The organism is Desulfatibacillum aliphaticivorans DSM 15576 (assembly GCF_000429905.1).
In the GTDB taxonomy this organism is placed as follows: Bacteria; Desulfobacterota; Desulfobacteria; order Desulfobacterales; family Desulfatibacillaceae; genus Desulfatibacillum; species Desulfatibacillum aliphaticivorans.
In genome coordinates, this window is the sequence record NZ_AUCT01000006.1 from 150,356 (window position 1) to 174,364 (window position 24,009).

Annotated in this window: 15 protein-coding genes; 12 read left to right on the top strand and 3 right to left on the bottom strand. The window is 53.8% G+C overall.

All coding sequences use genetic code 11. The features are described 5' to 3' along the window. Complete coding sequence (locus G491_RS0106870) at positions 1–1,314, bottom strand: aryl-sulfate sulfotransferase (RefSeq protein WP_028314049.1); 1,314 nt, start codon at positions 1,312–1,314, stop codon at positions 1–3. A gap of 307 nt (positions 1,315–1,621) precedes the next feature. Beyond that, positions 1,622–2,938 (bottom strand): aryl-sulfate sulfotransferase, encoded by a 1,317-nt coding sequence (locus G491_RS0106875; RefSeq protein ID WP_028314050.1) that lies wholly within the window; start codon positions 2,936–2,938, stop codon positions 1,622–1,624. 477 nt (positions 2,939–3,415) lie between these two features. On the opposite strand from G491_RS0106875, the gene G491_RS0106880 reads away from it, so the two are divergent. The 3 genes from G491_RS0106880 (at position 3,416) to G491_RS0106890 (ending at position 6,248) form a co-directional block, all read left to right on the top strand. Continuing rightward, a complete protein-coding gene (locus G491_RS0106880) occupies positions 3,416–4,804 on the top strand; it encodes a DUF362 domain-containing protein (RefSeq protein ID WP_028314051.1) in 1,389 nt (462 codons plus the stop codon). A gap of 110 nt (positions 4,805–4,914) precedes the next feature. Then, positions 4,915–5,592: a flavodoxin family protein gene (locus G491_RS0106885; RefSeq protein ID WP_028314052.1), complete on the top strand. Its 678-nt coding sequence runs from the start codon at positions 4,915–4,917 to the stop codon at positions 5,590–5,592. A gap of 8 nt (positions 5,593–5,600) precedes the next feature. Continuing rightward, positions 5,601–6,248: a DUF3786 domain-containing protein gene (locus G491_RS0106890; protein WP_028314053.1), complete on the top strand. Its 648-nt coding sequence runs from the start codon at positions 5,601–5,603 to the stop codon at positions 6,246–6,248. Positions 6,249–6,258: 10 nt separating this feature from the next. On the opposite strand, the gene G491_RS0106895 is transcribed toward G491_RS0106890, so the two are convergent. Beyond that, positions 6,259–9,582: a carboxyl transferase domain-containing protein gene (locus G491_RS0106895; protein WP_028314054.1), complete on the bottom strand. Its 3,324-nt coding sequence runs from the start codon at positions 9,580–9,582 to the stop codon at positions 6,259–6,261. A gap of 508 nt (positions 9,583–10,090) precedes the next feature. Between G491_RS0106895 and G491_RS0106905 the strand changes: the two genes are divergently transcribed. From G491_RS0106905 to G491_RS0106960, 9 genes are all read left to right on the top strand, one after another. Beyond that, entirely contained in the window at positions 10,091–11,236 is a 1,146-nt protein-coding gene (locus G491_RS0106905) for an RNA ligase RtcB family protein (RefSeq protein ID WP_028314056.1), read from the top strand. 29 nt (positions 11,237–11,265) lie between these two features. Further along, positions 11,266–11,892: a peptide chain release factor H gene (gene prfH, locus G491_RS29760; RefSeq protein ID WP_051327087.1), complete on the top strand. Its 627-nt coding sequence runs from the start codon at positions 11,266–11,268 to the stop codon at positions 11,890–11,892. Positions 11,893–12,237: 345 nt separating this feature from the next. Next, complete coding sequence (locus G491_RS0106915) at positions 12,238–12,903, top strand: thermonuclease family protein (protein ID WP_028314057.1); 666 nt, start codon at positions 12,238–12,240, stop codon at positions 12,901–12,903. 359 nt (positions 12,904–13,262) lie between these two features. After that, a complete protein-coding gene (locus tag G491_RS33490; protein WP_051327088.1) occupies positions 13,263–15,515 on the top strand; it encodes a PocR ligand-binding domain-containing protein in 2,253 nt (750 codons plus the stop codon). 286 nt (positions 15,516–15,801) lie between these two features. Beyond that, positions 15,802–16,602, top strand: a complete 801-nt coding sequence (locus tag G491_RS0106935; RefSeq protein WP_028314059.1) for a substrate-binding periplasmic protein — start codon at positions 15,802–15,804, stop codon at positions 16,600–16,602. A 91-nt stretch (positions 16,603–16,693) separates the two neighbouring features. Then, positions 16,694–20,098 carry a response regulator gene (locus G491_RS29770; protein ID WP_051327089.1) on the top strand — a complete coding sequence of 1,135 codons (3,405 nt, stop codon included), beginning with the start codon at positions 16,694–16,696 and terminating at the stop codon, positions 20,096–20,098. Next, positions 20,091–21,050, top strand: coding sequence for a diguanylate cyclase (locus tag G491_RS0106945; RefSeq protein WP_028314060.1), 960 nt, complete (start codon positions 20,091–20,093; stop codon positions 21,048–21,050). Before G491_RS29770 ends, G491_RS0106945 begins: the two co-directional genes overlap by 8 nt. A gap of 62 nt (positions 21,051–21,112) precedes the next feature. Then, the gene (locus G491_RS33495) at positions 21,113–23,776 is read left to right on the top strand and encodes a hybrid sensor histidine kinase/response regulator (protein ID WP_169829401.1); all 2,664 of its coding nucleotides are present in this window, start codon (positions 21,113–21,115) and stop codon (positions 23,774–23,776) included. Continuing rightward, complete coding sequence (locus G491_RS0106960; RefSeq protein WP_028314061.1) at positions 23,773–24,000, top strand: hypothetical protein; 228 nt, start codon at positions 23,773–23,775, stop codon at positions 23,998–24,000. The genes G491_RS33495 and G491_RS0106960 overlap by 4 nt, the downstream gene beginning before the upstream one ends. The last annotated feature ends 9 nt before the right edge of the window (positions 24,001–24,009 follow it).

The window sequence follows — 24,009 nt, forward strand, 5'->3', positions numbered from 1 at the left end:
TTACCGGCTTTTCGTACATGCGGATTCAAAGCGCTTGAAACTCTCTTCATCCACAAAATAGGCGTTTACTATCGTCAAATCAAGGGCGTTGAAACGATTCACAAACCGCGACATAACATGTCCGCTTTCGTCCAGGTGATAGAACTCCGAGTGGTTGGCTAAAAACAGCAAGGATCCGTCATCCAAAAAGCTGTAATTGCCGGTCCAGGTTCTGTGCCAGCGGAAGTCTTTTCCATCCGCCAGGATCGTGCGTTTCTTGTCGAAAGTGACATATTCGATGGTGCTGTGCCGGAAGTTGGTCCGGTTGTTGTAAACGGTTATGCCGTCCGGCCTCCAAAGGGGATAATGCTGGCGATTGAAATGGTCGATCCACAGGACCTTGGCTGTTTTGGGGTCCACAACCATAACCGTATCAATATGCCTGAAGCTCAGCAGCAGAGCATCCGGCGGAAACAACGGGCACACCCCTTTGTTTACGGAAACCGTGTTGGGATGGTACGGGTCCCTTCCCCGGAAATATCCCGTCTTCTGGGCGAGATTCGGGTCTTTGTCGTCAACGGCCGACGTCTCCCGGGCTTCCTCAAAGTACCGGAACTCGTCCGTAAGGGGCATACGCAATTCCACCACGTCAGGATTGTTCATGACCAGATCGATCAGCCTGAGGATCGTGGTCACGGATTGATCCTTTTTATCCACAGACACCACGGTGTCCCATCTCCAAAGATAGAGCTTGTCGCCCCATTCGTCCATCTCATGGTGGAAGCCGCTGGGCGGAATCTCCCATTTAAGATCCCCGCACCATGAATAGCATCTGAGCGCGTCCGAGTTATTGGTGATCAGGTCCCCTTCCCGGGATATGAAAATGCGCCTGGACTCCTTGCTCTGGCCTAAAAAGGGCAAATGCCAGGACCGGACCACATTACCCTTGTGGTCTATAAGAATGGCGTAAGGCGCCAGGCCGTTCGAGGCTGCTTTAAAAATCCCGTACACCATATAGTATCCGCTTGTTTTTTCTGTAAAAAACAGCGGCAATCCTTTTTGCCCCGGATCGAAAAAATCCGGAGACAAGGGCTTTCCGTTTGCAAAGCCCGGGTGGTTGTCTGCTTCGAACTGGGCGGTGTCATCCTTGAATTCAGCCACAACCCTGCGTGCCAGCGGCGTGTCGTCAAAAGGGTCGCCTTTTACGAAGTTTTCCACAGTAATAATGAAGCCGTCTATCAGGCTCCAGGGAAAAATGTGGTATCTGGCGGACAGGAAGCCCCAGGAAAACAGAAAGACGACAATTAAATACCATAATGCGATTTTTGATTTCATACTTGGAAAACCATCTGAAAACAGCGGATTGGTCCTTTCACATCATTGAGGGTATAATGCCGCCGGTCCAGGCGTTTATGTTCAAACCAATCGCCTTTGCCGCCTATTTGGGTCCCGGAAGGCGTGGGGAAGCCTGTTTAGGAGCGATTCAAACACTGAACGGGTTACCACAGGGCGCCTGAAAAAGCAAACGCCCGGCCTGGTTTTTCGGGCTTGTGAACCGGCCTTGCTCACTCATTCCAACGGCCGTCGTCCCCCCAAGACGCTTGCCATGCCAACTGGCTGTGAATCCAGGCCGGCAGGGGGGTTATTCCACCAGGGGGCCCCCGGATTCCAAGCGTTGGTAAGTCGCTTCGTCAATATAAAAAACATTGGCCACATGCAGCAATTTCGAGTTATGCCGGTTGACGAACCGGGAAATGACCTCTCCGTCCTTGCTAAGGTGATAGAATTCCGGTTCGTTGCATACAAAGAGGATCGATCCATCATCAAGAATCGCGTGGTTTCCCGTGGCGTAGCGGTCGAAGGCGTAATCCTTGCCGTCCACCAAAATTTTTTTCCGCTTCTTGTCAAAACTTAAATACTCGATGGTGGAGTATTGAAAATGGGGGCGATTATTATAGACGGTAATCCCATCAGCCTCCCAACGGGGACAATGCTGACGATCAAAATGCGCCTCCCACAAGACTTTCGCCGTGTTCTGGTCCACCACAAAAACCGTGTCGATATGCCGCATGCTAATCAGCAGCGCATCCTTTGGAAAGAGAGAACAGGCGTCCCCGTTAACGGCTGCATGGTTTTGGTGGTATGGATCTTCATAGCGAAAAGCGACCTTTTTATTGGCCAGATCCGGGTCCTTTCCGTCAAAGGCAATGGTTCTTTTATGCTTTTCCATGTACTGGAATTTTTCGTTCAACGGGATCCGCAACGATACAACGTCCGGATTGCTCACAACCAACTCGCCCATGGTGAGGAGGGTGGTTATTGATTGATCCTCCAGGTCCACGGAGACCACGGCATCCCCCCTCCAGAGATAAATTTTGCCGTCATATTCCTCCATCTCATGGTGAAAATTATTTATGGGGAGCTCCCATTTTAAAACGCCTTGCCAGGAGTAGCACCTCAGAGCTTCCGAACAGTTTGTGAGCAGGTTCCCGTTTTTTGTAATCAGCAGCCTTCTGACCCCCTTGCTGTCGTCCAGGAAAGGAACGCTTAAAGAGCGTTTCACATTGCCGTTAACGTCAATGAGAATCGCGTATGGGCCGAGCTTGCCTTTAGCAGGGTCGAAAACTCCATAAATCAGATAATAGCCTTCTGTCTTTTTTGTATAAAATAACGGGAGGCCCGTTTGATCGGGATCGAAAAAATCCGGGCTCAGAGCAGCCCCCTCAGGAAATTCGGCGCAGAATTCCGCTTCGAACTGGGAGGTTCGCTCCACAAATTCTGAAATTATTCTTTCCGTCATAGGCGTGTCGTCGAAAGGATCGCTTTCAACGAATTTTTCTATTTTTATAATCTTCTTTCCTATTAATTCCCAAGGGAAAAACTGATACCGGGCTACTAAAAAGCCCCAGGAAAAAAAGAGGACGGCAATCAAATAAAACAGGGCGATTTTAAATTTCATATACCAGCTTTCAATTCAAACAATGTACGATCCCTCTGCATTGTTTTAGGAACCAAAGATTACTAAGCGGCGCAACAGAAGATAATGGGCAATATTATGAGGCCTGAAAGCAAAAGGCTTGGCGGCCTTCTTGCTTTTTCAGGCTGATAGCGGCAAGGGTCTATTTATGGATTGCATTAACACACCCTTGTTTAAATTGCAAACTTGCACCGATCGATCAAAATATTCCTTTTGAAAAACAATAGGTTCTATAAAATTTTGAGAAAAAGCCCATATTGCCGCTTGCATCCGGCCTCGATGAAAGGTATTCTGCGCCCATTGAAAAACAGGCCTCGTTGACACGGAGGGAGGGGCCGCACCGTTTTTCATTATCTTCAGAAACTCGTTCAAATTTTTATAATTCGCCTATTGCCGCGCTGTCACGGGAGTCTGGTTACGCCCGTAATAGCTTGGCATGGTTTTCAGGAGACCCTTTGCATGAGCAATACCGTTATTGTCAGGCGCTGCGAGGAATATGACCGTGAAGCTATCGGCGCGATCCTTAAGCAGGGCATGGAAATGCTGCAGTACAGGCCCAGCGGCAAGGTTTTCGTCAAGCCCAATGTGGTGTTCGCGTTTCGGTCTGAAATATTCGGAGGCAACGCGTTTACGGCGCCGCCCTTTGTGGGGGCCAGCCTTTCCACCCTGGCCGGCGCTCCGGGCGTTGACCGGGTGGACATGGGCGAAAACTGCGCCGTAGGCATGCCCACCCGACTGAATTATAAGCATGCGGGATACTATCAGGAAGTGAAAAACGTGCGGTCCCGGGCGTCTCGCCCCGTGGGAATCTTCTGCATGGACGAAGTGTTGCGGGACTCCGTTTTTGTGGGCGGAAACGTGCACGACAACTTACGCATTTCCCGAAAAATGGCCAGGGCGGACTCCAAGGTGTATTTGCCCAAGCTCAAAGGCCATTGCGTCAGCAATATGACCGGCGCGGTCAAGCTGAATATAGGAATCTGCTCGGACGACGAACGGGCCATCCGCCACGATTTTTTGTTGAACGAAAAGATTGTGGATTTGCTCACCCCCGGCTACCCGGACTTTATCGCCATGGACGCCATTGACGTGGGCGTGGGCAACGAAGCCTTTCCCTCCCCAAGAAAGCTGGGCCTCATCCTCATGGGCGACAATCCCGTGGCCGTGGACCTCATCGGCGCCCGCCTGCTGGGCTGCGGACCGCATAACGTGCCTTACCTCAAGCTGGCCATCGAAAGGGGCTACACGCCCGGCGCCATCGAGGACGTGGACCTTGTGGGGGACATCACCACCATTGAGGACTTGGACAAGCACGCGGAGCGGATTCATCCTTACGACGACGAATTCCACCGTTGGCAGGACGTGAACAAGGAACTGGACCGGCTGAAATCGCCCATGCGATTTTATTTCGGCCCCTATCGCCATCAGCCCCCCAAAAAATGCGACACGGGCTGCGTCATGGGCGTGAAGATGTTTTTGGGATCCATGGAGAAATTCGCGGGCGCCGAGGCTTTCGCCAAGGCAAACCCCGTGGTCATGGTGGTGGGCCGCATAGACGAAACCATCGACGCCAAAGGCGCGGACGTTTTTCTGATCGGCTCCTGCGCCAAAGCGAAAATCGTCAACGCCCGCAAGATAAAGCATTTTGACAAATGCTTCACCACGGCCAGCGACCTGAATTTGGGCATGGCCCGTAAACTGGGCATGCCCAACGTCACCACCAGCATGTCCACCATGCTGCCCATAGTGGGAGGCATGGCCGCCGCCTCGTTCATGAAGCTGATCCATGGGCGCTATTTTCAGGACATGGGGCACTTTTTGACCAAACACCTGGAGCGGAGAGTGTAAGTAACGCCGTGTCCTCCATTCAAACGGAAAAAATATTCGCCGAAACATGCCGGGCTTGTTATGATAGAGGGTAACGAAGCAAAGAAAACCTCTACCGGCAAGGCGGCGATATGAAAATCATAGCTTTACTCGGCACTCCCCACGGCTTGAAAGGCAGCACGGCCAGGCTCCTCAACCTGGTTCTGGTAGGCGCGGAAAAATGCGGCGCAGAGCACGAAACCATCGTCTTAAAGGGCGACAACGTCAAACCCTGCCTTGGTTGCGACGTCTGCCATAAAAAAGGCGCGTGCGCGCAAAAGGACGAATTCGAGGAAATCAAAGGCAAAATACTCACCGCCGACGGCCTGCTTCTGGCCAGCCCCAACTACATCTTTTCGGTCAGCGCCCAGTTTAAAGCCTTTATGGACCGGTGCTGCAGCGTGGTCCACAAGCTGGAGTTCGAGGGAAAATACGGCGCGTCCATCGTCACATCGGGCGGGGGCGATGAAGAGCCCATCGCCGAATACATGAACCACTTCCTGATCACCACCGGCGCAACGCCCATCGGCAGAGTGTGGGCCACTATGGGAACCCTGCCTGACGGCGAGTTTCCGCCTGATTTGAAGCAGCAGGCGCATGACCTGGGTAAGTCCCTGGTTGACGCTATTCAAACCAAGCCTGAGCCCGACCCCGCCATCCTCACACAAATGGAAGCCTTCAAGGATCGCATGAAAAACCTCATGCAATGGCGCAAGGCGGAATGGCCGCATGAGTACGAGTATTGGCGCCAAAACCGGGGCCTGGAGTAGCGCCTGCCATGACTGAAAAATCCAAGAATTCAGGCCCTGCGGGCGAAACAGCTTCGTTCGGCGGCTTTCAAAGGATCTACCAGGACCTCCTGGAGGAAATGAAGACCGTGAACGTCCGCGCCGCCGCCCAAAACCTCGGCCTTCCGTACACGGAGGAAGAAGGCGTGGAAGTCCCTTTTCTGGGGAGAACCTTCCTGATTTCCAACCGCGGCGCCGCTTCCAAGGACGGCGAGATGGTCCGTGAAATTATGGCCAGCGTTCTGTTCCACTACATCATGTGTGGAAGCGCAGCCCGGCCCGCCGGAAGGTTCGTCACGCTTTCCGAGTTGGCCGGCCCCTTGTTCAAGCAATCCTCCTATTCCGGCAGCGCCCTGGAGCGGCCCATTGCACGGAGATTCGCAGGAAAATCTGATGAACTGCTTTCCGTCGCGGAATCCCTGGGCGGCCGCAGGGAAGGGGAGGCTGGCCTGGGCGGAATCAGCCTGGTTTTTGAAACGCTCCCCCATATACTCATGCAAATTGTTTTTTACGACCAAGACAAGGAGTTTCCGGCCAAGGCGACCCTCCTGTTCGACGCAAACGCAACAAAGCTCATGGACTTTGAATCCCTGGCCGTTCTGGCCACTATTTTCATCCGGGATCTGGTCAACCGTTAGCAATAGTTCGCTACCAGACGTCGATGTTGGGCCGCTTTTTGCCCTGGCGCTTTTCCGGCTTGGGCATGGAATGAAAGCCCCGCATGATCCAGGCCCTGGTTTCCGCCGGATCGATCACCCCGTCGATTTCCAGAAATGAAGCCATGTTGGTGGCCTTGCCGTGCTCGTAGGCGGCGGCGACCATGGTTTCGAACAAGGCCTGCTTCTCCTTGGGATCGTCCACGGCGTCCAGTTCCTTTTTGAATCCCAGGCGCACGGCGCCCTCCAGGCCCATGCCGCCGAACTCGCCTGTGGGCCAGGCAATGTTGAACACCGGGCTGTGATACCCCCCGCCCACCATGGCCATGGCGCCCAGGCCGTAGCCTTTGCGCAGCACCACGGAAAACAGGGGGATGGTCACGCTGGCGCCCGTGTTGAACATCCGGCAGAAGTGGCGCACCTGGGCGGTCTTTTCCGCCTCCGGCCCCACCATAAAGCCGGGCGTGTCGGAAAGGGCGATCATGGGGATGTCAAAGGCGTCGCAAAGCTGCATGAACCTGGCAGCCTTGTCCGCGGCGTCCGCGTCGATGGCCCCGCCCAAATGCATGGAGTTGTTTGCGGTCAGGCCGAAGGGCTGGCCTTCCATGCGCACCAGAGCGGTGAGGATACCCACGCCGAAATCACGCCTGAGTTCCAGCACCGACCCTTCATCGGCCAGGGTGTGAACCACTTTGCGAATGTCGTAGGACCGAAGCCGGTTTTCCGGGATGCATCTGCGCAAAAGCCTTTGATCCGCACAATTCCATTCATCCACCGCGCCCTGGAAGTAGGAAAGATATTGCTTGGCCGCTTCCACCGCGTGAAATTCGTCCTCCGCCACGATGTCCACCACTCCGTTGGGGGATTGGATTTCGATGGGGCCGATTTCGTCGGGATGGCAAACGCCCAGGCCGCCGCCTTCGATCATGGCCGGGCCGCCCATGCCGATATTGGAGTATTTTGCGGCGATGATCACGTCGCAGCAGCCCAAAAGAGCCGCATTGCCGGCAAAGCAGCGGCCGGAAACCACGCCCACCACCGGCGCCAGGCCGCTCAGCCCGGCGAACTCGGTAAAGGTGTGCAAGTCCAGCCCCGCCACGGTCAGGGTCATGGCGTCCACGTCGCCGGGCCGGCCTCCGCCGCCTTCGGCAAAAAGCACCAGGGGCAGCTTCCAGTCTCTGGCCAGGCTCAGCATGCGGTCCGTCTTTTTATGGTTGAATAGTCCCTGGGTTCCGGCCAGGACCGTAAAGTCGTAGGCCAGCACCGCGCACCGGGCCTGATCCGGGCCGAACAAATCGCCGTTGATAGCGCCAATGCCTGTAATCATGCCGTCGGCCGGAGTGCGCTCCCTAAGTTGATCCGGCGTAAATCGCGTGCGCTGTGCCGCGAGGGCCAGCGCCCCGTATTCAATAAAGCTGCCAGGATCGGTCAGATGGTCGATGTTTTCCCGGGCGGTGCGCTGCCCGGTCTTTCTGCGGCGCTCCACCGCCAGGGGCCGGGCTTCGTCCATAAGCGCCTTGTGACGCTCCAGAACCTCGGCCAGATCCGGGCGGATGGCGTCCAGGTCCGCGTCCTGCTCGCTTTCCCGGCCGGCGGCGTCCACGTCCATGGGCTCCACAAACATCAAGGGCTGGCATTCGGCCAGGGTTTCGCCCGGCTCCGAGCAAATCCAGCGCACCAGACCGCTCACCGGCGCCTTGATCAGATGCTGCATTTTCATGGCTTCCAAAATGGCCACGGCCTGACCCTCACAAACCATGTCGCCTTCCGCGGCCTCAAACTGCACCACAGTCCCCTGCATGGGCGCTTCCACAGGCTCCGTGTTTTCCGGCCCCTGAACCTCCTTAAAGCGAACCACGCTTCCGGCCATGAAGGAGTGTTCCTTTGGGGACTTAAAATACAATTGCGGATGCCCGGCATTTTCCATATTGGCCAGGGTTGCCAAGTTGCCTTCGATAAACCGGGTGCTGATTTGGTTGCTCGTCACGTCCGGGTGAATCAGCAGATTTTGCAGCAGGGGGACGTTGGCGGCGACGCCGTCAATACGGAACTCGCACAAGGCCCGGTACGCCTTGGCCGTTGCGTCGGAAAAACTCCGCGACCGGGAATGCACGGTCAACTTGGCCAGCAAGGAGTCGAAATTGGGATTGATTTCATATCCCGGATATCCCGCTGCATCCACGCGCACACCGGGCCCCGTCGGGGGGCAGAAACTCTCCAGGCGCCCGCCGGAAGGGCGCACTTCGCCGTTTTCCAAAATGGTTTCCGCATTGATGCGGCATTGCAGGGCGTATCCCAACGGCGCGGGAACGTCCTTTTGCTCCAGCCCCAGATCCGCAAGGGTTTGGCCGGCCGCAATACGGATTTGAGCCTGGACCAGATCCACACCCGTGACTTCCTCGGTGACCGTATGCTCCACCTGCAAGCGGGGATTCACTTCCATGAAGAAAAAGGAGCCTTCCTGAGTTTCGGCGTCCGCGTCCACCAGAAATTCAAAGGTGGCCAGGCTTTTCAATTTGACCTTTTCCGCCATTTTCAGCGCGGCATTCACCAGCAGGCCGCGCAGCTCCTGGGTTAAAGCCGGGCTGGGGGCGAATTCCACTACTTTCTGGTTGCGCCGCTGCAGGCTGCATTCACGCTCCCAAAAATGGCTCACCGCGCCGGTTCCGTCGCCTATGACCTGGATTTCAATATGCCGGGCCCGGGGGATCAGGCGCTCCACGTATAGATCGCCGGCGCCAAAGGCCGCCTGGGCTTCGGATCGGCAAATGCTGTACGCCTCCTCCAGCCCGGCGGAATCGTAAACCGGACGCATGCCCCTGCCGCCCCCGCCGGAAACCGCCTTGATCATCACCGCCCCGTCTTTTCCCAGGCCGTTCATGAAGGACCGGACCTCATCCAAAGAGGTCCCGCCCATGGTCCCGGGCAGCAGGGGAACGCCGCATTCCTTGGCCAACAGCCGGGCCTGGGTTTTGTCTCCAAACAGGCGCAGATTCTCCGGCGACGGCCCGATGAATACAAGACCAGCTTCAGCGCATTTTGCAGCAAATTCCGGATTTTCACTTAAAAACCCGTAGCCGGGATGAATGGCCGTGCACCCCGTTTTTTGGGCGGCGGTCAATATGGCGTCCATGTTCAGATAGGCGGCCGCTCCTCTGCCGTTCAAAGCAATGGCTTCGTCCGCCATGCGGATATGCAGGGAGGCGCCGTCGTCCTGGGAGTAAACCGCAACCGTGGGGATATTCAATTCGTTGGCTGCGCGAAAAATGCGAACGGCGATTTCGCCTCTGTTCGCCGCAAGGATTTTTAGGGGCATCTGAATTTCGCTTCCTTTCCTGACAGGGAGATCAACTTCGGCTTTATGATTGATTGATGTCTTTTGTAGGACTTTTCAGGCATGATGCAACCTGTATTCTACAGGTTTACACGACTGGGGAAAACCTTTTTCTTGGCTTCGGCGTGGATCAAGCCCCCGGAAATTTCAGCTTGACAGAGAATTCCGTGCGGTTTATGAGAGCCTTCCGCGCCTGGAGTCGATTCGGGCTTACCTTTAACTTTTTTCTTCAACACAAGGAGGCGACCATGATTGCACATAATTCTTCCAAGACCATGGCAGGCCTCCGTCCAGCCGCATAAGTTTTCCCAATTCGGTTGGCCCGGCCTTTACAAATATCTCATTTATATTAGATAGTTCTGTATGCATTCCCACGCAAAGCATGGGAACGAGTAACTGCGTCCAAGCAGATCTGAGCCATTCGCCTTTGGCGCTATTGGTGGAATGGGACGCCTGCGGAGCTAATAAACAAAATGTACAGGAAAACTGCATGATTATATTAAACGAAGCATCGCCCAGGGTGGTTTTATGCGTCAGCAGCAAGGATCAGGTGGAAGGCGAGGCCCTGGCTCAGCTTATGTCCGGCGCCAATCTGCCGGGCGTGGTGCACGCTGCGGGGCTGGCTGACATCCATCCAGGCATGGGCCTGCCTGTGGGCGCGGCCTATCTCATGGAAAACATGGTGTATCCGCATATTCCAGGCACGGATGCCGGTTGCGGCGTGGGCCTGTGGAAAACCAGCCTCAAGCCCGGCAAGATCAACCTGGATCGCTGGAGCAAAAAGCTGAACGGCCTGGACGATCCCTGGGACGGGGATACGCTGGAATGGCTGGCTGAATTCGGCGTGGAAGCTGACGAACCCGATCCCGGTCTGGGAACTATCGGCGGCGGCAACCATTTTGCGGAGTTGCAGCAAATAGACCAGGTTTTGGACGCTGACAGGCTGAAGGACCTGGGCCTGAAAAAGCGGGACGTGGTCCTGCTGGTCCATACGGGATCAAGAGGCCTGGGCAGCGCCTTGTTTTGGGAGTATGCCAACGAAGGCGGCGCACAGGGCCTTCCGGGAGACTCCGAGCAGGCCGGACAGTTTATGAAAAAACACGCAAGGGCCTTGGACTGGGGCCGGGCCAACCGGGCTTTGGTCGCGCGGCGTTTTTTATCCTGTCTGAGCGCCAAGGAAAGCCTTATCGCGGACGTTCGCCACAACTCAGTAGAGAAAATCAACGTGGATGATAGAGAATTCTTTCTGCACTGGAAAGGCGCGGCCGACGCAACCCAGGGGCCTTTTGTCATTCCGGGATCGCGGGACGCATTCAGCTACCTGGTTGAGCCTGTGGGCGATCAAAAGGAAAACGCCTTCTCTCTGCCTCACGGGGCGGGCCGAAAATGGCCCCGGGGCCATTGCAAGGCTCGGCTTTCCTCCAAATACGGAAAGAGCGACATGACTCACACCAAGCTGGGAGGCCGTGTCATCTGCGAGGACTCCGCCCTGTTGTGGGACGAGGCGCCCCAGGCGTACAAGGACATCGAAAAGGTGATGCAGGAGCTTGAAACGCACGACATGGCCAGGCCCATCGCCCGGCTGCGGCCCCTCATCACCTACAAGACGAGAAGCAAAAACAGGCAGGGGCGTTAAGCCCCAGGCTTTTTAAGGAAGATACTATTTTGAAGAAATACGCGACCATCACATCCGGCCGCGGCCCGGCGGAATGCCAGTGGGCAGCGGCACGGGTCAGGGACCGGTTCGTCAAGGAGGCGGAGGAGCGCAAAATTCCCGTGAAAATTCGGGAAAGCATCCCCGGCGACAACCCCGGAGACATCCGTTCCTGCCTGCTGATTCTGGACAGGGAAAAGGCCCGGGATTTTTTAAAATCCTGGGAGGGAACCATCCTGTGGATCGGGCAAAGCCCCTACAGGCCGTATCATAAACGGAAAAACTGGTACGTGGGGGTGACCGTCGGCGACGCTCCTCCCGGCCGGGACGTAAGCATGGAGGACGTGCGGGTGGACGTCATGCGCGCCAAAGGCCCGGGCGGTCAGCACGTGAACAAGACTTCCAGCGCCGTACGCATGGTCCACGAGCCCACGGGGATTTCCGCCATGGCGGGCAATCGCCGGAGCCAGGCCAGAAACCGCAGAGAAGCGGAAAAAATGCTGGAGCGGCGATTGTCCGACCAGCAAATCCAGGCGGAAAAGCAGGACGAAACCGCCAGATGGACCAACCATAACCAATTGGAGCGGGGCAATCCGGTCCGCACCTTTGAAGGCAGGAAGTTTCGGGAGCGGAAATAGCTCCCATCGCCTGACTTTGTCCTTCCTCCATTTCGGGGGAAGGGCAAACTTCCAGCACCGGCTAAGAATCCTTTGGAAAAGGTTTTGAACAAACAGCCCGAACCCTGATATAAGCATTGCTGCACCTTGTTTGAAACGCACGATTTTGATAGGCGGCAAAAGCAGTTGAAAACGTTTTCTTGATCAACCCGGGATGTATCGCAAGCCTCCAAGCAAGCCCTTTCCTGCAGCGTCAAGTTGTTGCTCCTGCCTGCAACCTCATAAGATCGGGTATTTTCTGGTTTCAGTTCCTATTCATGTTGAATGAAGTCGCTGATTGTTCTTTCTGCGCGGGAGTAGCATTAGATGTTCCAAAAAAGATGTTCGGCTGTACTGGTTTGGGCGTGTGTTGTTTTTTGTCTGTCAGCAAGCGTTGCGTGGGGATTCGAGGGAAAGGTGGTGGGCGTCTCGGACGGAGACACCATCAAGGTTCTCGATCACGGCAAAATGGTCAAGATCAGGATTTATGGGGTGGACGCCCCGGAAAAAAAGCAGGCTTTCGGAGTGAAGGCCAGGGAATTCACCCAATCCCTGGTCGCGGGAAAAATCGTTCGGGTGGAGCCCCAGGATACGGACCGATACGGCCGGATCGTAGGCATGGTCTACACGCTTGACGGCCGGTGTCTGAACGAGGAAATCGTCAAGGCGGGCTTCGCCTGGGTGTACAACCAATATTGCAAGCAGGATTTCTGCCCGGATTGGCGGAGCTTTCAGGCTTCGGCCAAGGCCGGGCGCATGGGATTGTGGGCTGACCCCGAACCCATGGCGCCCTGGGACTATCGCCGCAGCGGCAAAAAACTGGTCGCCTCCAAAACGGCGCCTGCCGGGGCCTATTCGGGCAACGTGAAGTCCGGCGTGTTCCACGCTCCGGGATGCAAATACCACGATTGCAAGAATTGCACGGTATCCTTCCCCAACCGGAACGCAGCCATTCAGGCCGGATACCGCCCTTGCGGGCTCTGCAATCCCTGATACGATTGCTTATTGCGGAATAAATTTGAAGGCGGGCCGTTGCGCTTGCCCTAGTCGCACGGCTTTGGGGGCAGGGCGGCGGGAATCAGGATGGATACCTCTCCATTGCTGAACCTGACGGCTTCCCCGTCTTGCACAACACTCCCGCCTGTAATCCATGGCACGGTTTTTCAAACAAAAAGTTGTCATGATGGAAAGGGGCATGTTAACAATGAGTTATCATGTTCAATTAGATAGACTCATTCTATGTCTGACTGGTTGGCTTGCCTATTGCCATGGGTACAAAAAGCTCGCGAAAAAAGCAAGCAGCCAAGCGATGAATTTGAATTTTTGTTCTGAATCGTCAGGAGACCAATTCCATGTCAGAAAAACCCACCTACGAAGAACTGCTTCAAAGAGTGGAGGAGTTGGAAAAGGAAAAAACCCGGGCTTCCTATTGGGAGGGCGAGCCCCAGCCGGCCTGGATCCACCATGTTACAGACCTTCCCGGCTTGGAGAATTTTAGTGGAAGCTCCATTGCGCACGTGGACCTGGGCGCCCTTATCAATGTTGCGGAAATCCAGTCCATCCTGGACGATTTTTGGCGTTTAACCAACATGGTGACGGCCATATTGGACCTGGATGGAAAGGTGATAGAAGCCACCGGCTGGCAGGATATCTGCACCAAGTTCCATCGGGTTCATCCTGAAACGGCTCGCAACTGCACGGAAAGCGACCTGTTTTTGGCGAAGAAGCTGAGACCGGGGGATTACGCGGAATATAAGTGCAAGAACGGGCTTTGGGACGTTGTGACGCCGCTTTACGTGGGCTCCAGGCATTTGGGCAATATTTTCACCGGCCAGTTCTTTTATGATGATGAACAGGTTGACGAAGACTATTTCATCAAACAGGCTGAAAAGTATGGATTTGATAAAGACGAATACTTGAAAGCCTTTCACAGCATCCCAAAATACAGCCGTGAGGAAGTGAGCCACCTCATAAGTTTTTTAGTCAAGTTCACTACCTATATTTCAAAAATCAGCCTTGCCAACCTGCGCCTGGAAAGCGAGATTCAGGAACGGCAAAAAGTTCAAAAAGCATTGCATGAAAGCCAGGCCATGCTGAATTCCGTGGTTCGGACTATTCCTGATCTTGTTTGGTTGAAAGATCCAGACGGCGTATTTTTGTTGTGCAACTCGAAGTTTGAGAGCCTGTTTGGGGTCAGCCAAAAAGATATCGTCGGCAAGACGGATTACGACTTCGTGGACGCTGAAACGGCCGATATTTTCAGAGAGCATGATCAAAAAGCCGTTGCCAAAGGCGAGCCGTCCATGAACGAGGAGGAAGTGGTGTTTGCCGACGGGCATAAGGAGTTGCTGGAAACCATCAAAACTCCCATGTACAACAAAGAAGGCCGCCTGGTGGGGGTTTTGGGCATAGGCAGGGATATCACCGAACGCCGGCGCGCTGAGTTGGAAAAGGCCCGTTTGGAGGAAAAATACCATCAGTCTCAAAAAGTGGAGTCCATCGGGCGTCTTGCCGGGGGAGTGGCCCATGACCTGAACAACCTGCTTACTCCCATCCTGGGCTACAGTGAGTTGCTGCTGGAAGACCTTGACCTGGAGGGCCCGAACCGGCAATCGGTTAACGAAATTCTACAGGCCGGAATTCGAGCCCGGGACTTGGTGTGCCAGCTCCTGGCGTTTAGCCGCAAGCAAACCCTGGAATACAAGGCCGTTAATTTGAACACCATGGTAAACGGCTTTAAAAGCCTGCTCAGGCGCACCATCAGGGAGGACATCGAGCTCATGATCAGACCGTCCCCCGATATCTGCAACATCATGGCCGACGCAGGACAGATTGAACAGGTTCTTATGAATCTGGCCGTCAACGCCTCGGACGCCATGCCCCGCGGCGGCATCCTGACCATTGAGACTGCGCGCGTTTATCTGGATGAAAATTACGCCAAGCTCCATGAAGACGCCAAGGCCGGCGATTACATCATGATGGCGGTGAGCGACAACGGCGACGGCATGAACCAGGAAATCCTGCAGCACATATTCGAGCCGTTTTTTTCCACCAAGGGACAGCAGGGCACGGGGTTGGGGCTGGCCACGGTGTACGGCATTGTAAAGCAGCACGGCGGCAACGTATGGGTGTACAGCGAGGAAGGCGAGGGAACCACCTTTAAAGTATACCTGCCCGTCAAGGATGACGCCTGCACGCTGGAAAAGGCCGCTCATCTCAAAACCGACGCCCCCAAAGGAGCCCAGCGCATCCTCATCGTGGAGGACAATCCCAAAGTGCGCATATTGGCAGGCAATATTCTCACACGCTTGGGCTACACAGTCATCTCCGCCGAAAGCGGCGGCCATGCTTTGGAGATTCTTAAAGAGGACAAAACGCCCATCGACCTGCTTTTAACGGATGTCATCATGCCGAAAATGAACGGCAAGGAGCTTTTTACCAGAATCGCCGAAATCCACCCCAAGATAAAAGTCTTGTACATGTCCGGCTACACCGGCGACGTAATCGTCCATCACGGCATACTGGACGAAGGCGTTTTTTATCTTCCCAAGCCGTTCAGCGTCAGCGGGCTGGCCGAAAAAGTGCGGGAGGCCCTGGATAGTTAGCTGGCCGCCGCGCGGCCGCTTAACGCTTTTCCCTCAAAGTTTCCCATCACCCTTAAAGTACTTTTTGTAACTCCCGACTCAAACCCTCTTTTCAGATAAAAAGGCGCGCCGGGGCGGCCGCCTTGAAAAGCCTGATGCTTGGTCATTTTCACGCCCTGATTTTGGCATGGGTTCTGCATCCAATCTCTATGGAAGAATACAGCGGCGTTAAGAAATATCGCAACGTCTGAATCTATATAAATATTTGTAATTAAATAAAAAATGATGAGGTAGAGAGAGGGCGGCCATGAAAACCAGGACTGTTTTTGTCAACCTATTGACGTGGCTGGCCATTCTATGGGCCTTTTCCACTGCCTGGGCCGGACCTTTGGTCCTTACATGGGTTACGGACAATACGCCGGGCGGAGACTATATCGTGGGGGAGGGGAGCCGTTTTCAGGAGAAAAATCCGGGCATTGAAATCGAACTGTACCAAATGACCGCGAAAAAACTGAACTTTGAGCTTCAACTGAAACGCATGCCCTGGAAGCAATGCCTGGAACAGTTGGAATCCAATCAAGTGGACGGGATTTTTCCCGCCAGTTATAAGCCTGACCGTAAGAAAATCGGGGTGTATCCCATGAGGGGTGAGGCGGTGGATATGTCCCGCAGGTCCCGTAAGAACGCCTACTACTTGTATAAGATGAAGGGATCGCCGGTTTTCTGGGACGGCAAAAAACTTCATGATGCAAGGGGCTTGATTGGCGTTCCTTCCGGCTGGGCGATTGTGAGCGACATCCGCAAAATGGGCTTGGATGTCAAAGAACTTCCAGTTCATCGCAATTCCCCGGATCTATTGCTGTTGGGACGAGTGGAAGGCTTTATATGCCTGGAAACGGTTTTCGACGCCTATTTGAAGCGAAACGCATCCAAGTACGCAGACATAGTCAAAGAATCCAAACCAGTTTGGGAAAAGCCTTATTATCTGATGCTCTCCCATCAATTCGTCCGGGAACGCCCGGAGCTTGCACAGGAAATATGGGACGCCATTTATGAAATTCAGCAAACAGCCGAGTTCGAAGACGTCGTCCAAAAATATGTGAAATAGCCCCTTTATTCTGAACAGCGAGTGAGCGCCTGCAATGCGGCCGGGGTTGAGTTTTATGCACTATGGCCGCAGCGCCTCGGAGGTATGTGAATTGCTCAATAAAGAACGACATCCTTCCATATCCGGAAACCTGACTATTTGGTTGAGCCTGGCGTTCATCGTGTTCAGCAGCTTGGGTTTTTATATATTTTACAGGATTGAAGTCCAGCAGGGGAAGAGACATCTGGAAGACCAGACCCTTCGGTATCTCAGCCTCATTTCCGAATCCATAAAATTTCCCCTATGGAATTTGGACACAGAAAACGTCGAGCTGACGTCCCATGCCTACCTGGAAAACGAGGCGATCGTAAAATTATTGGTTTATAGTTCCTCAGGCGAGTTGTTGTTCCGGTATGACAGGACTTGGAAGCACCCGCCCATTGAGGAACTGACTCGGGACGTTTATTACAACAGGGAAAAAGTGGGCTCCCTCAGTTTTGCTTTCACGGACGTGTTTATGCGGGAGCAATGGCGCCAGTTGGTGATTGCGGGATTTATCATACAGTGCATTGCCATAGCCTGCATTTTAAGCCTCACAAGCATATTGCTCCGAAAGTTTTTAAAAAAGCCGCTGGCTTCTCTGAGCAGCCTGGCTATGAAATTCGAGCAAGGCGACTATGACTTCCATCTTTCCAATCCCCATAAGGAATTCCTCCCCTTTGTCGATGTTTTGAAGACCATGGGGACCACCATCCGGAACCAGATAAGGACGCTAAATGATTCCAACGCCGCCCTTAGAAAGGCGGAAGCAAAATATAGAAGCATGTTTGAGAATTCCCGGGAGGGGCTGTTCAAAACCGATCAGGACGGCGGCCTTGAAAGCGCCAACCCCGCCCTGGCCCGCATCTTGGGATATCAGTCCCCCCGTGATTTGCCCGACGGTGCAACCATGCTTAAGCAGCATTTGATCCCGGAAAAAGAAAAGCGCATCCAACTATACCGCGAACTGGAGGAAGCCGGGGAGGCCGTGGGCGTGGAAGTCCGGGGCGTTCGCAGGGACGGCTCTTTTTTTTGGGGAGAGTTTACGGTCCTGCGGGTGGAGGGCGAAGCCGAATCTTCCCGTTCTTATGAATGCATTTTGGTTGACACCACGGAGCGTAAATTCCGGGAGATCGCCGAACGCGAAAAGCAGGCGGCGGTCATGGCCAACGAAACCAAAAGCTTGTTCGTCGCCAATATGAGTCATGAAATCAGAACGCCCATGAACGCCATAATCGGTTTGTCGTCCCTGGCTTTGCGCACAGACCTCACCTCAAGGCAACGGGATTACCTCACAAAAATTGAATATTCGGCTCAGTCTCTGCTTAGGATTATTAATGACATTTTGGATCTCAGCAAGATTGAGGCGGGGCGGCTGACCATGGAGGCTATTGAGTTTGATTTGGAGGACGCACTCAACAACCTGGCGAAAATGGTCTCCGTAAAGGCCGATGAAAAGGGATTGGACGTTATCTTTGATATTGGGAAGGACGTTCCCACCGGGTTGATTGGGGATCCCACCCGTTTGAACCAGGTGTTGCTTAACCTGACCGACAACGCCGTCAAGTTTACGGAGCAGGGCCAGGTGATCATCAAGGTCAGGCGGGAGCGGGAAGCCGCCGACGTCCAAGGATCAACCCTCCGGTTTTCCGTCATTGACACGGGCATCGGCATGAGAGCTCAACAGGCGCCGTACCTTTTTCAATCCTTTACCCAGGCGGACGCATCCATAACAAGAAAGCATGGAGGCACAGGCCTTGGATTGACCATCAGCAAACATATTGTGGATTTGATGGGGGGCGAAATTTCCGTTAGCAGCGAATTTGGGGTGGGCAGCACGTTTACCTTTACGGCGCACTTTGGCCTGCATAGCCAAGCCAAAAAGAAAACCGCCCCAATACCCTTTCTGTCTGCTCTTAACGTGCTGGTGGTGGACGATAACCGGGCCGCCAGGGAGGTTATGAAGGAGAACCTGGAGGGTTTCGGGTGCACTGTTCGTACGGCGGCCGCCGGCGCGGAGGCTGTTTCCAAGGTGGAAAAGGCGGATGCCATGGAACCTTTTCATCTTGTTCTTATGGATTGGAATATGCCTGGAATGGACGGCCTGGAAGCGGCCCGCATGATAAAGTCCCGCAGACAAATCGCCCATCCCCCCGCCGTTATGATTGTAACCGCCTACGGCAATGAGGAGCTGATTCAGCAATCCAACCAAGCGGGGAACGACGGGTTTTTAGTCAAGCCGGTCACGCCTTCCGTTCTATACAATTCCATCCTCACCGTCATGCAAGGTGCACACAGCCCGGGGCCGGAAACACAAGAAAGAGAACCTCTTGAGATTTACGGCCTGGACGGCATTCGAGGCGCTCATATTTTGGTTGTGGAAGACAATGAAATCAATCAGCAGATCGTCGTTGAGCTGTTGGAGTTGGAAGGTTTTTCCGTCTCGGTGGCGGAGCATGGAAAAGCGGCCCTTGATATTATCCATGCTTTGGAGCCCAATGAAAAAATTGACGCCATTTTAATGGACGTGCAGATGTCCGAAATGGACGGATATACCGCCACGCAGGAAATCCGAAAAATGCCCGCCCCCTTGTGCCTGATTCCCATCATCGCCATGACGGCCCATGCCATGCCTTCGGAGCGCGACAAGTGTCTGGCCTCCGGCATGGACGATTTTGTCCCCAAACCCATTGATCAAAAAGGCATGTTTCAGACGTTGGTTAAGTGGATTCCTCCGGGCGGAAGGGCGAAGCATGCCGCCCAATCCGGACCCAAAGAAAGCGTTTCGCCGCCTTTTGCTTTGCCCGCCTCGATGAAATACATAGATCCGGACCTTGGGTTGGCGCTTTTGCGAGGCAACGGGAATTTATACGTCAAGTTGTTGCGGGAATTTTTAACGGACCACGGCAAGGATCTTTCCTGCGTTTTGGAAGCGGTGGCTGCAAAGGAGTATGTGAAAGCGGCTGACAAAGTTCACGGCCTGAAAAGCATTGCCGGCGGATTGGGCGCACAAGCCCTGTTTGCAAGCAGTGAAAGTTTGGAACGGAAATTAAGAGAGGACGATGGGCAGGGCCTGGATCAGGCCATGACCCGCTTTTCCGACGACTTTGAAAATGTCATGGGAGAATTGCAAGGAATCGGCGCCGCCCTGCCTTATAAGGTTAAAGAAGTGGAGTGCAATCCTGTTTCCGACTCCCAAAAAATTATCACGATCTTAAATAAAGTCGAAGACCTGGCTAAGCAAATGGATCCCGACGTGGAGGACAAAGCGGAAGAAGCGGGAGCATTGCTCAATTGTATGGGCAGCCCCTTCAAAGAAATGGGTGAGCAGCTAATCGCCCATGCCTCAAATTTGGATTTCAAGGACGCCCTGGACACTCTGGGCGATGTGCGGGACGCCGTGTTAATGACAAAAAGCGGCAAGCGGGCTGCCATGGCGGCCGTCCAGGCTGACGGGGAGATTGGCGGCAATGGATGACTTCTCCCGAATCCTTATTGTGGACGACGAACGCCAGAACATCAAGGTATTGAAGGATTTCTTGCGGGACGACTACAAGATCATGGCGGCGAAAACGGGCGAACAGGCTTTGGAGGCGGCGCGCAGTGAACATCCCCCGGACCTGATATTACTGGACATCGTAATGCCTGAGATGGACGGCTATGATCTATGCAGGATCCTAAAAGAAGATGAAAAAACCATGCACATCCCCATTATTTTTGTAACGGGATTAGGATCCACGAATGACGAAGCCAAAGGATTTGAACTGGGCGCCGTTGACTATATAACCAAACCTTTCAGGCCGGTTATTGTCAAAGCGCGAATAAAGACTCATATTCAATTAAAACGCAAGTCGGACTTGCTGGATCGTTTGGCTTCCATAGACGGATTGACGGAGATACCCAATCGGCGCAGCTTTAACGCCGTCCTGGAGCGGGAAATCCGCAGGGCCTACAGAAGCGGCTCGAGCATCTCCTTAATCCTGTTGGATATAGACTTGTTCAAGAAGTACAATGACTATTACGGCCATGCGGCAGGCGACACTTGCCTGCGCCGCGTCGCCAAAAGCATAGATCGGATTTTGAACCGGGCTTCGGACATTGCCGCCAGATACGGAGGCGAGGAGTTCGGCGTAATCCTGCCGGACACGGACCTGGAAGGCGCCCTGCACGTGGCGGAGACCATTCGGGAAGCCGTTGCCTCACTTAACATCGAGCACGCCGCTTCCAGCGTTGCCGATATGGTTAGCGTCAGCCTGGGCGCGGCCTCCCTGCAACCGGATGTCAAGACAGCCCCTTTGGACCTGATAAACGCGGCGGATGCCGCTTTGTATCAGGCCAAGGATTCTGGCCGAAACAAGGTCTGTGGAGGCGGAAAACAGCTTTCAAAAGACTGTGGAGACACGGGCAGGCAATGGACCCAAAAGGGATAAGGTTTTATTATTGATCATTTTTTAACTAAAATACAACCTTGCTGTGCAGGACGATGGAAAAAATGACTGAACTGACAATTGAAAAAGGGCGAAAAGCAACCTCCTTATGGATGAAAACGACCCATGTGTGCAATGCACGGCGTTTGTTTGCACCGTTTTTTTTCAGCGCTTCAAGCAGGGGCATGGGCTTTAAGAACATTCGAGACAGCCTGTTAACGGCGTCTTTCTATCTGCTCGCATTAAGCCCCGCCATTGCCGCTGAGGACGCGCTCGACTCGGTCAAGGAGCATCCATGGCTTTTAATCGTTTTTTTTCTTGGAGGCGTCATTGCCGTTACCCTGGCGGTTATTCTTTGGAATTTTTACCTTCAAAACAGGGTGAACAAAACCGTCAAAGAGCTTGAAAAGAAAAATGAACAGCTTGTCCGATCCCAGGAGGACATCCGTCGCAGCGAACACAAATTCAGGCTGATTTTTGAAAACGCCCCTTATGCCATCGTCATATTCAGGCTGGATGACGGAACAATCCTGGACGCCAATAAAGCCTTCCTGGAAAGAAGAGGCGTCAGGAAAAAAGACCTGCACAAAATGTCAATCATGGATTTGGTGGTTGGGTCCGAAAAGGAAAAGCAGCAGTATCTTGATCGAATACGGAGGGAAGGCGCCGTACATAACGAACCTGTCAAAATATACGAACCGGACGGCTCCCATGGGCATATTTTTTATTCCACGGTATTATTGGAGGTGGACGGCGAACTCCAGGGATTAAGCATGGCCCTGAACGTCACCAAACAAAAACAGGCCCAGGAAGCCTTAGCCCTTAGCGAAGAAAAATTCCGCAATATATTCAACAGCGCGCCCGTCGGAATATTCCGAAGCACCTTTGACGGCCGCTTGATCGAGGCCAATGATACTCTTGCCAGGTTTTTGGGCTATGAAAACAGGGAGCAAATACTTAGCCAGGTGGAGTCGCTGGGAAAAGAAATTTACCCCAATGAAATGGAGCGTCAGCGAATTTTGGATGCCTTGCTGGAGTCACCGGAAGGCATTCGAATGGAGGCCGAGTATAAACGTCTGGACGGAAAGCCCGTGTACGGCATTGTGAATGCTAAATTATCCTTTGATAAAAAAGGAAATCCCGCCTGGCTGGACGGCGCCATAGAGGACGTTACGGGGCTTAAACAAGCCGCCATGGAAACCCGCAAACTGGCGGCGGCTGTGGAGCAGTCCAGCGACATTATTGTCATTACGGATCCCAAAGGAGTCATTCAGTATGTTAACCCGGCCTTTGAAAAGATAACGGGCTACTCCAGGGCGGAGGCCCTGGGGCAAACGCCCAGGGTATTGAAAAGCGGCAAGCACGACCAAGCCTTTTATGAGGACCTGTGGCAGACTATCCTGGTGGGGGAAACCTGGAAGGGCAACATTATCAACAAAAGGAAGGACGGCTCTCTTTTTACGGAAAAGGCCACCATATCCCCCATGGTTGACGATCACGGGGAAATCACTAATTTTGTGGCCTCCAAAAGGGATATTACGGATGAACTGGCGTTGCGGGAGCAAAACCGTCAGATGCAGAAAATGGAGGCGCTCGGCCGCCTGACAGGCGGGGTGGCCCATGATTTCAATAATCTGCTGCAGGCCATGAACGGCTTTGTGGAACTGGCCGGCATGGACCTTCCCCAGGATCACCGCAGCCGTCCCTTTTTGGAGCAAACCCTGACCGCCGGACGGAGGGCCGCCAATCTGGTTCAACAGCTTTTGCTTTTCAGCCGAAGCAAGGACATGCAGTTCAAGTATATGGACCTGAACACTGCGGTGGACGATCTGCTGAAGATGGTGGGCCGGATCATTGGAACGGATATCCAGGTGCAATGGAGGCCTTGGAACTCCTCGCTTACCATTCACGCCGACCCCGGAATGATGGATCAGGTCTTGATGAACCTGTGCGTCAACGCCAGGGACGCCATGCCCGACGGAGGCGTTTTAACCATAGCCGCCAGCATTATGGAAGCGGATGCTCCCTTCTGCGCCAACCATTCCTGGGCCAAACAGGGAAGATACGCAGTCCTGAAAGTCAGGGATACTGGCATGGGCATGGATGAAGAAACCCTGGATCGCATTTTCGAGCCCTTTTTTACAACCAAGGAAGAGGGGCGGGGGACCGGTCTCGGCCTGGCTACGGCATACGGCGTTGTCCAGCAGCATGGGGGAATGATTCTGGTTTCCAGCGAGCCGGGAAAAGGCTCCGAATTCACCATTTTTCTGCCCCTTGTCAATAGAGAGGTGCGGGTAATCAATAAGGGCGTTGTTGAAAAGGCTGCGGGCGGAGATGAGACCATTTTGATTGCCGAAGACGATACCATGGTCAGACAGATGGCCGCCGCTATTTTAGAGAAGGCCGGCTACACAGTGCTGGAAGCCGGGGACGGCCAGGAAGCCGTTACTCTTTTCAAGCTGCAGAGCGACCGTCTTTCCCTGGTGATTCTGGACATCACAATGCCCAATCTAACAGGGAAGGCGGCATTTGAAGAGATTCGCAGGATTAAGCCGGGGACGCCCGTCCTCGTCTGCAGCGCTTATGATGAAGGGACGGATAAAACGGATTTTGTCGCCCAAAAAGGGCTTTGGTATTTGCAAAAGCCCTATTCCGCCAACACCTTGCTCAAGACCGTGAGAAAAATTATGGATCACGGCCCATTGACAGGCATTTTTCCGGAAGAATGATTCAAACGGGTGAAGGTGACGTTTTTTATCTCATGAGTTCCAAAACTGGTTTGAAAGGAATGCTGGAGATAAGGTCATGCCCCAGGAAATACCAAACGCTCTCCGCACTTTCGCTAACCTATATGGATCGTCATCCCGGCAAGGGCGATCCGTTTTTCAGGATCGCCCGCAAGCCGGGACCCAGCGTCATTATGGATATGCTTAAAATGCAAGCATTTACTTGAACACAAGTT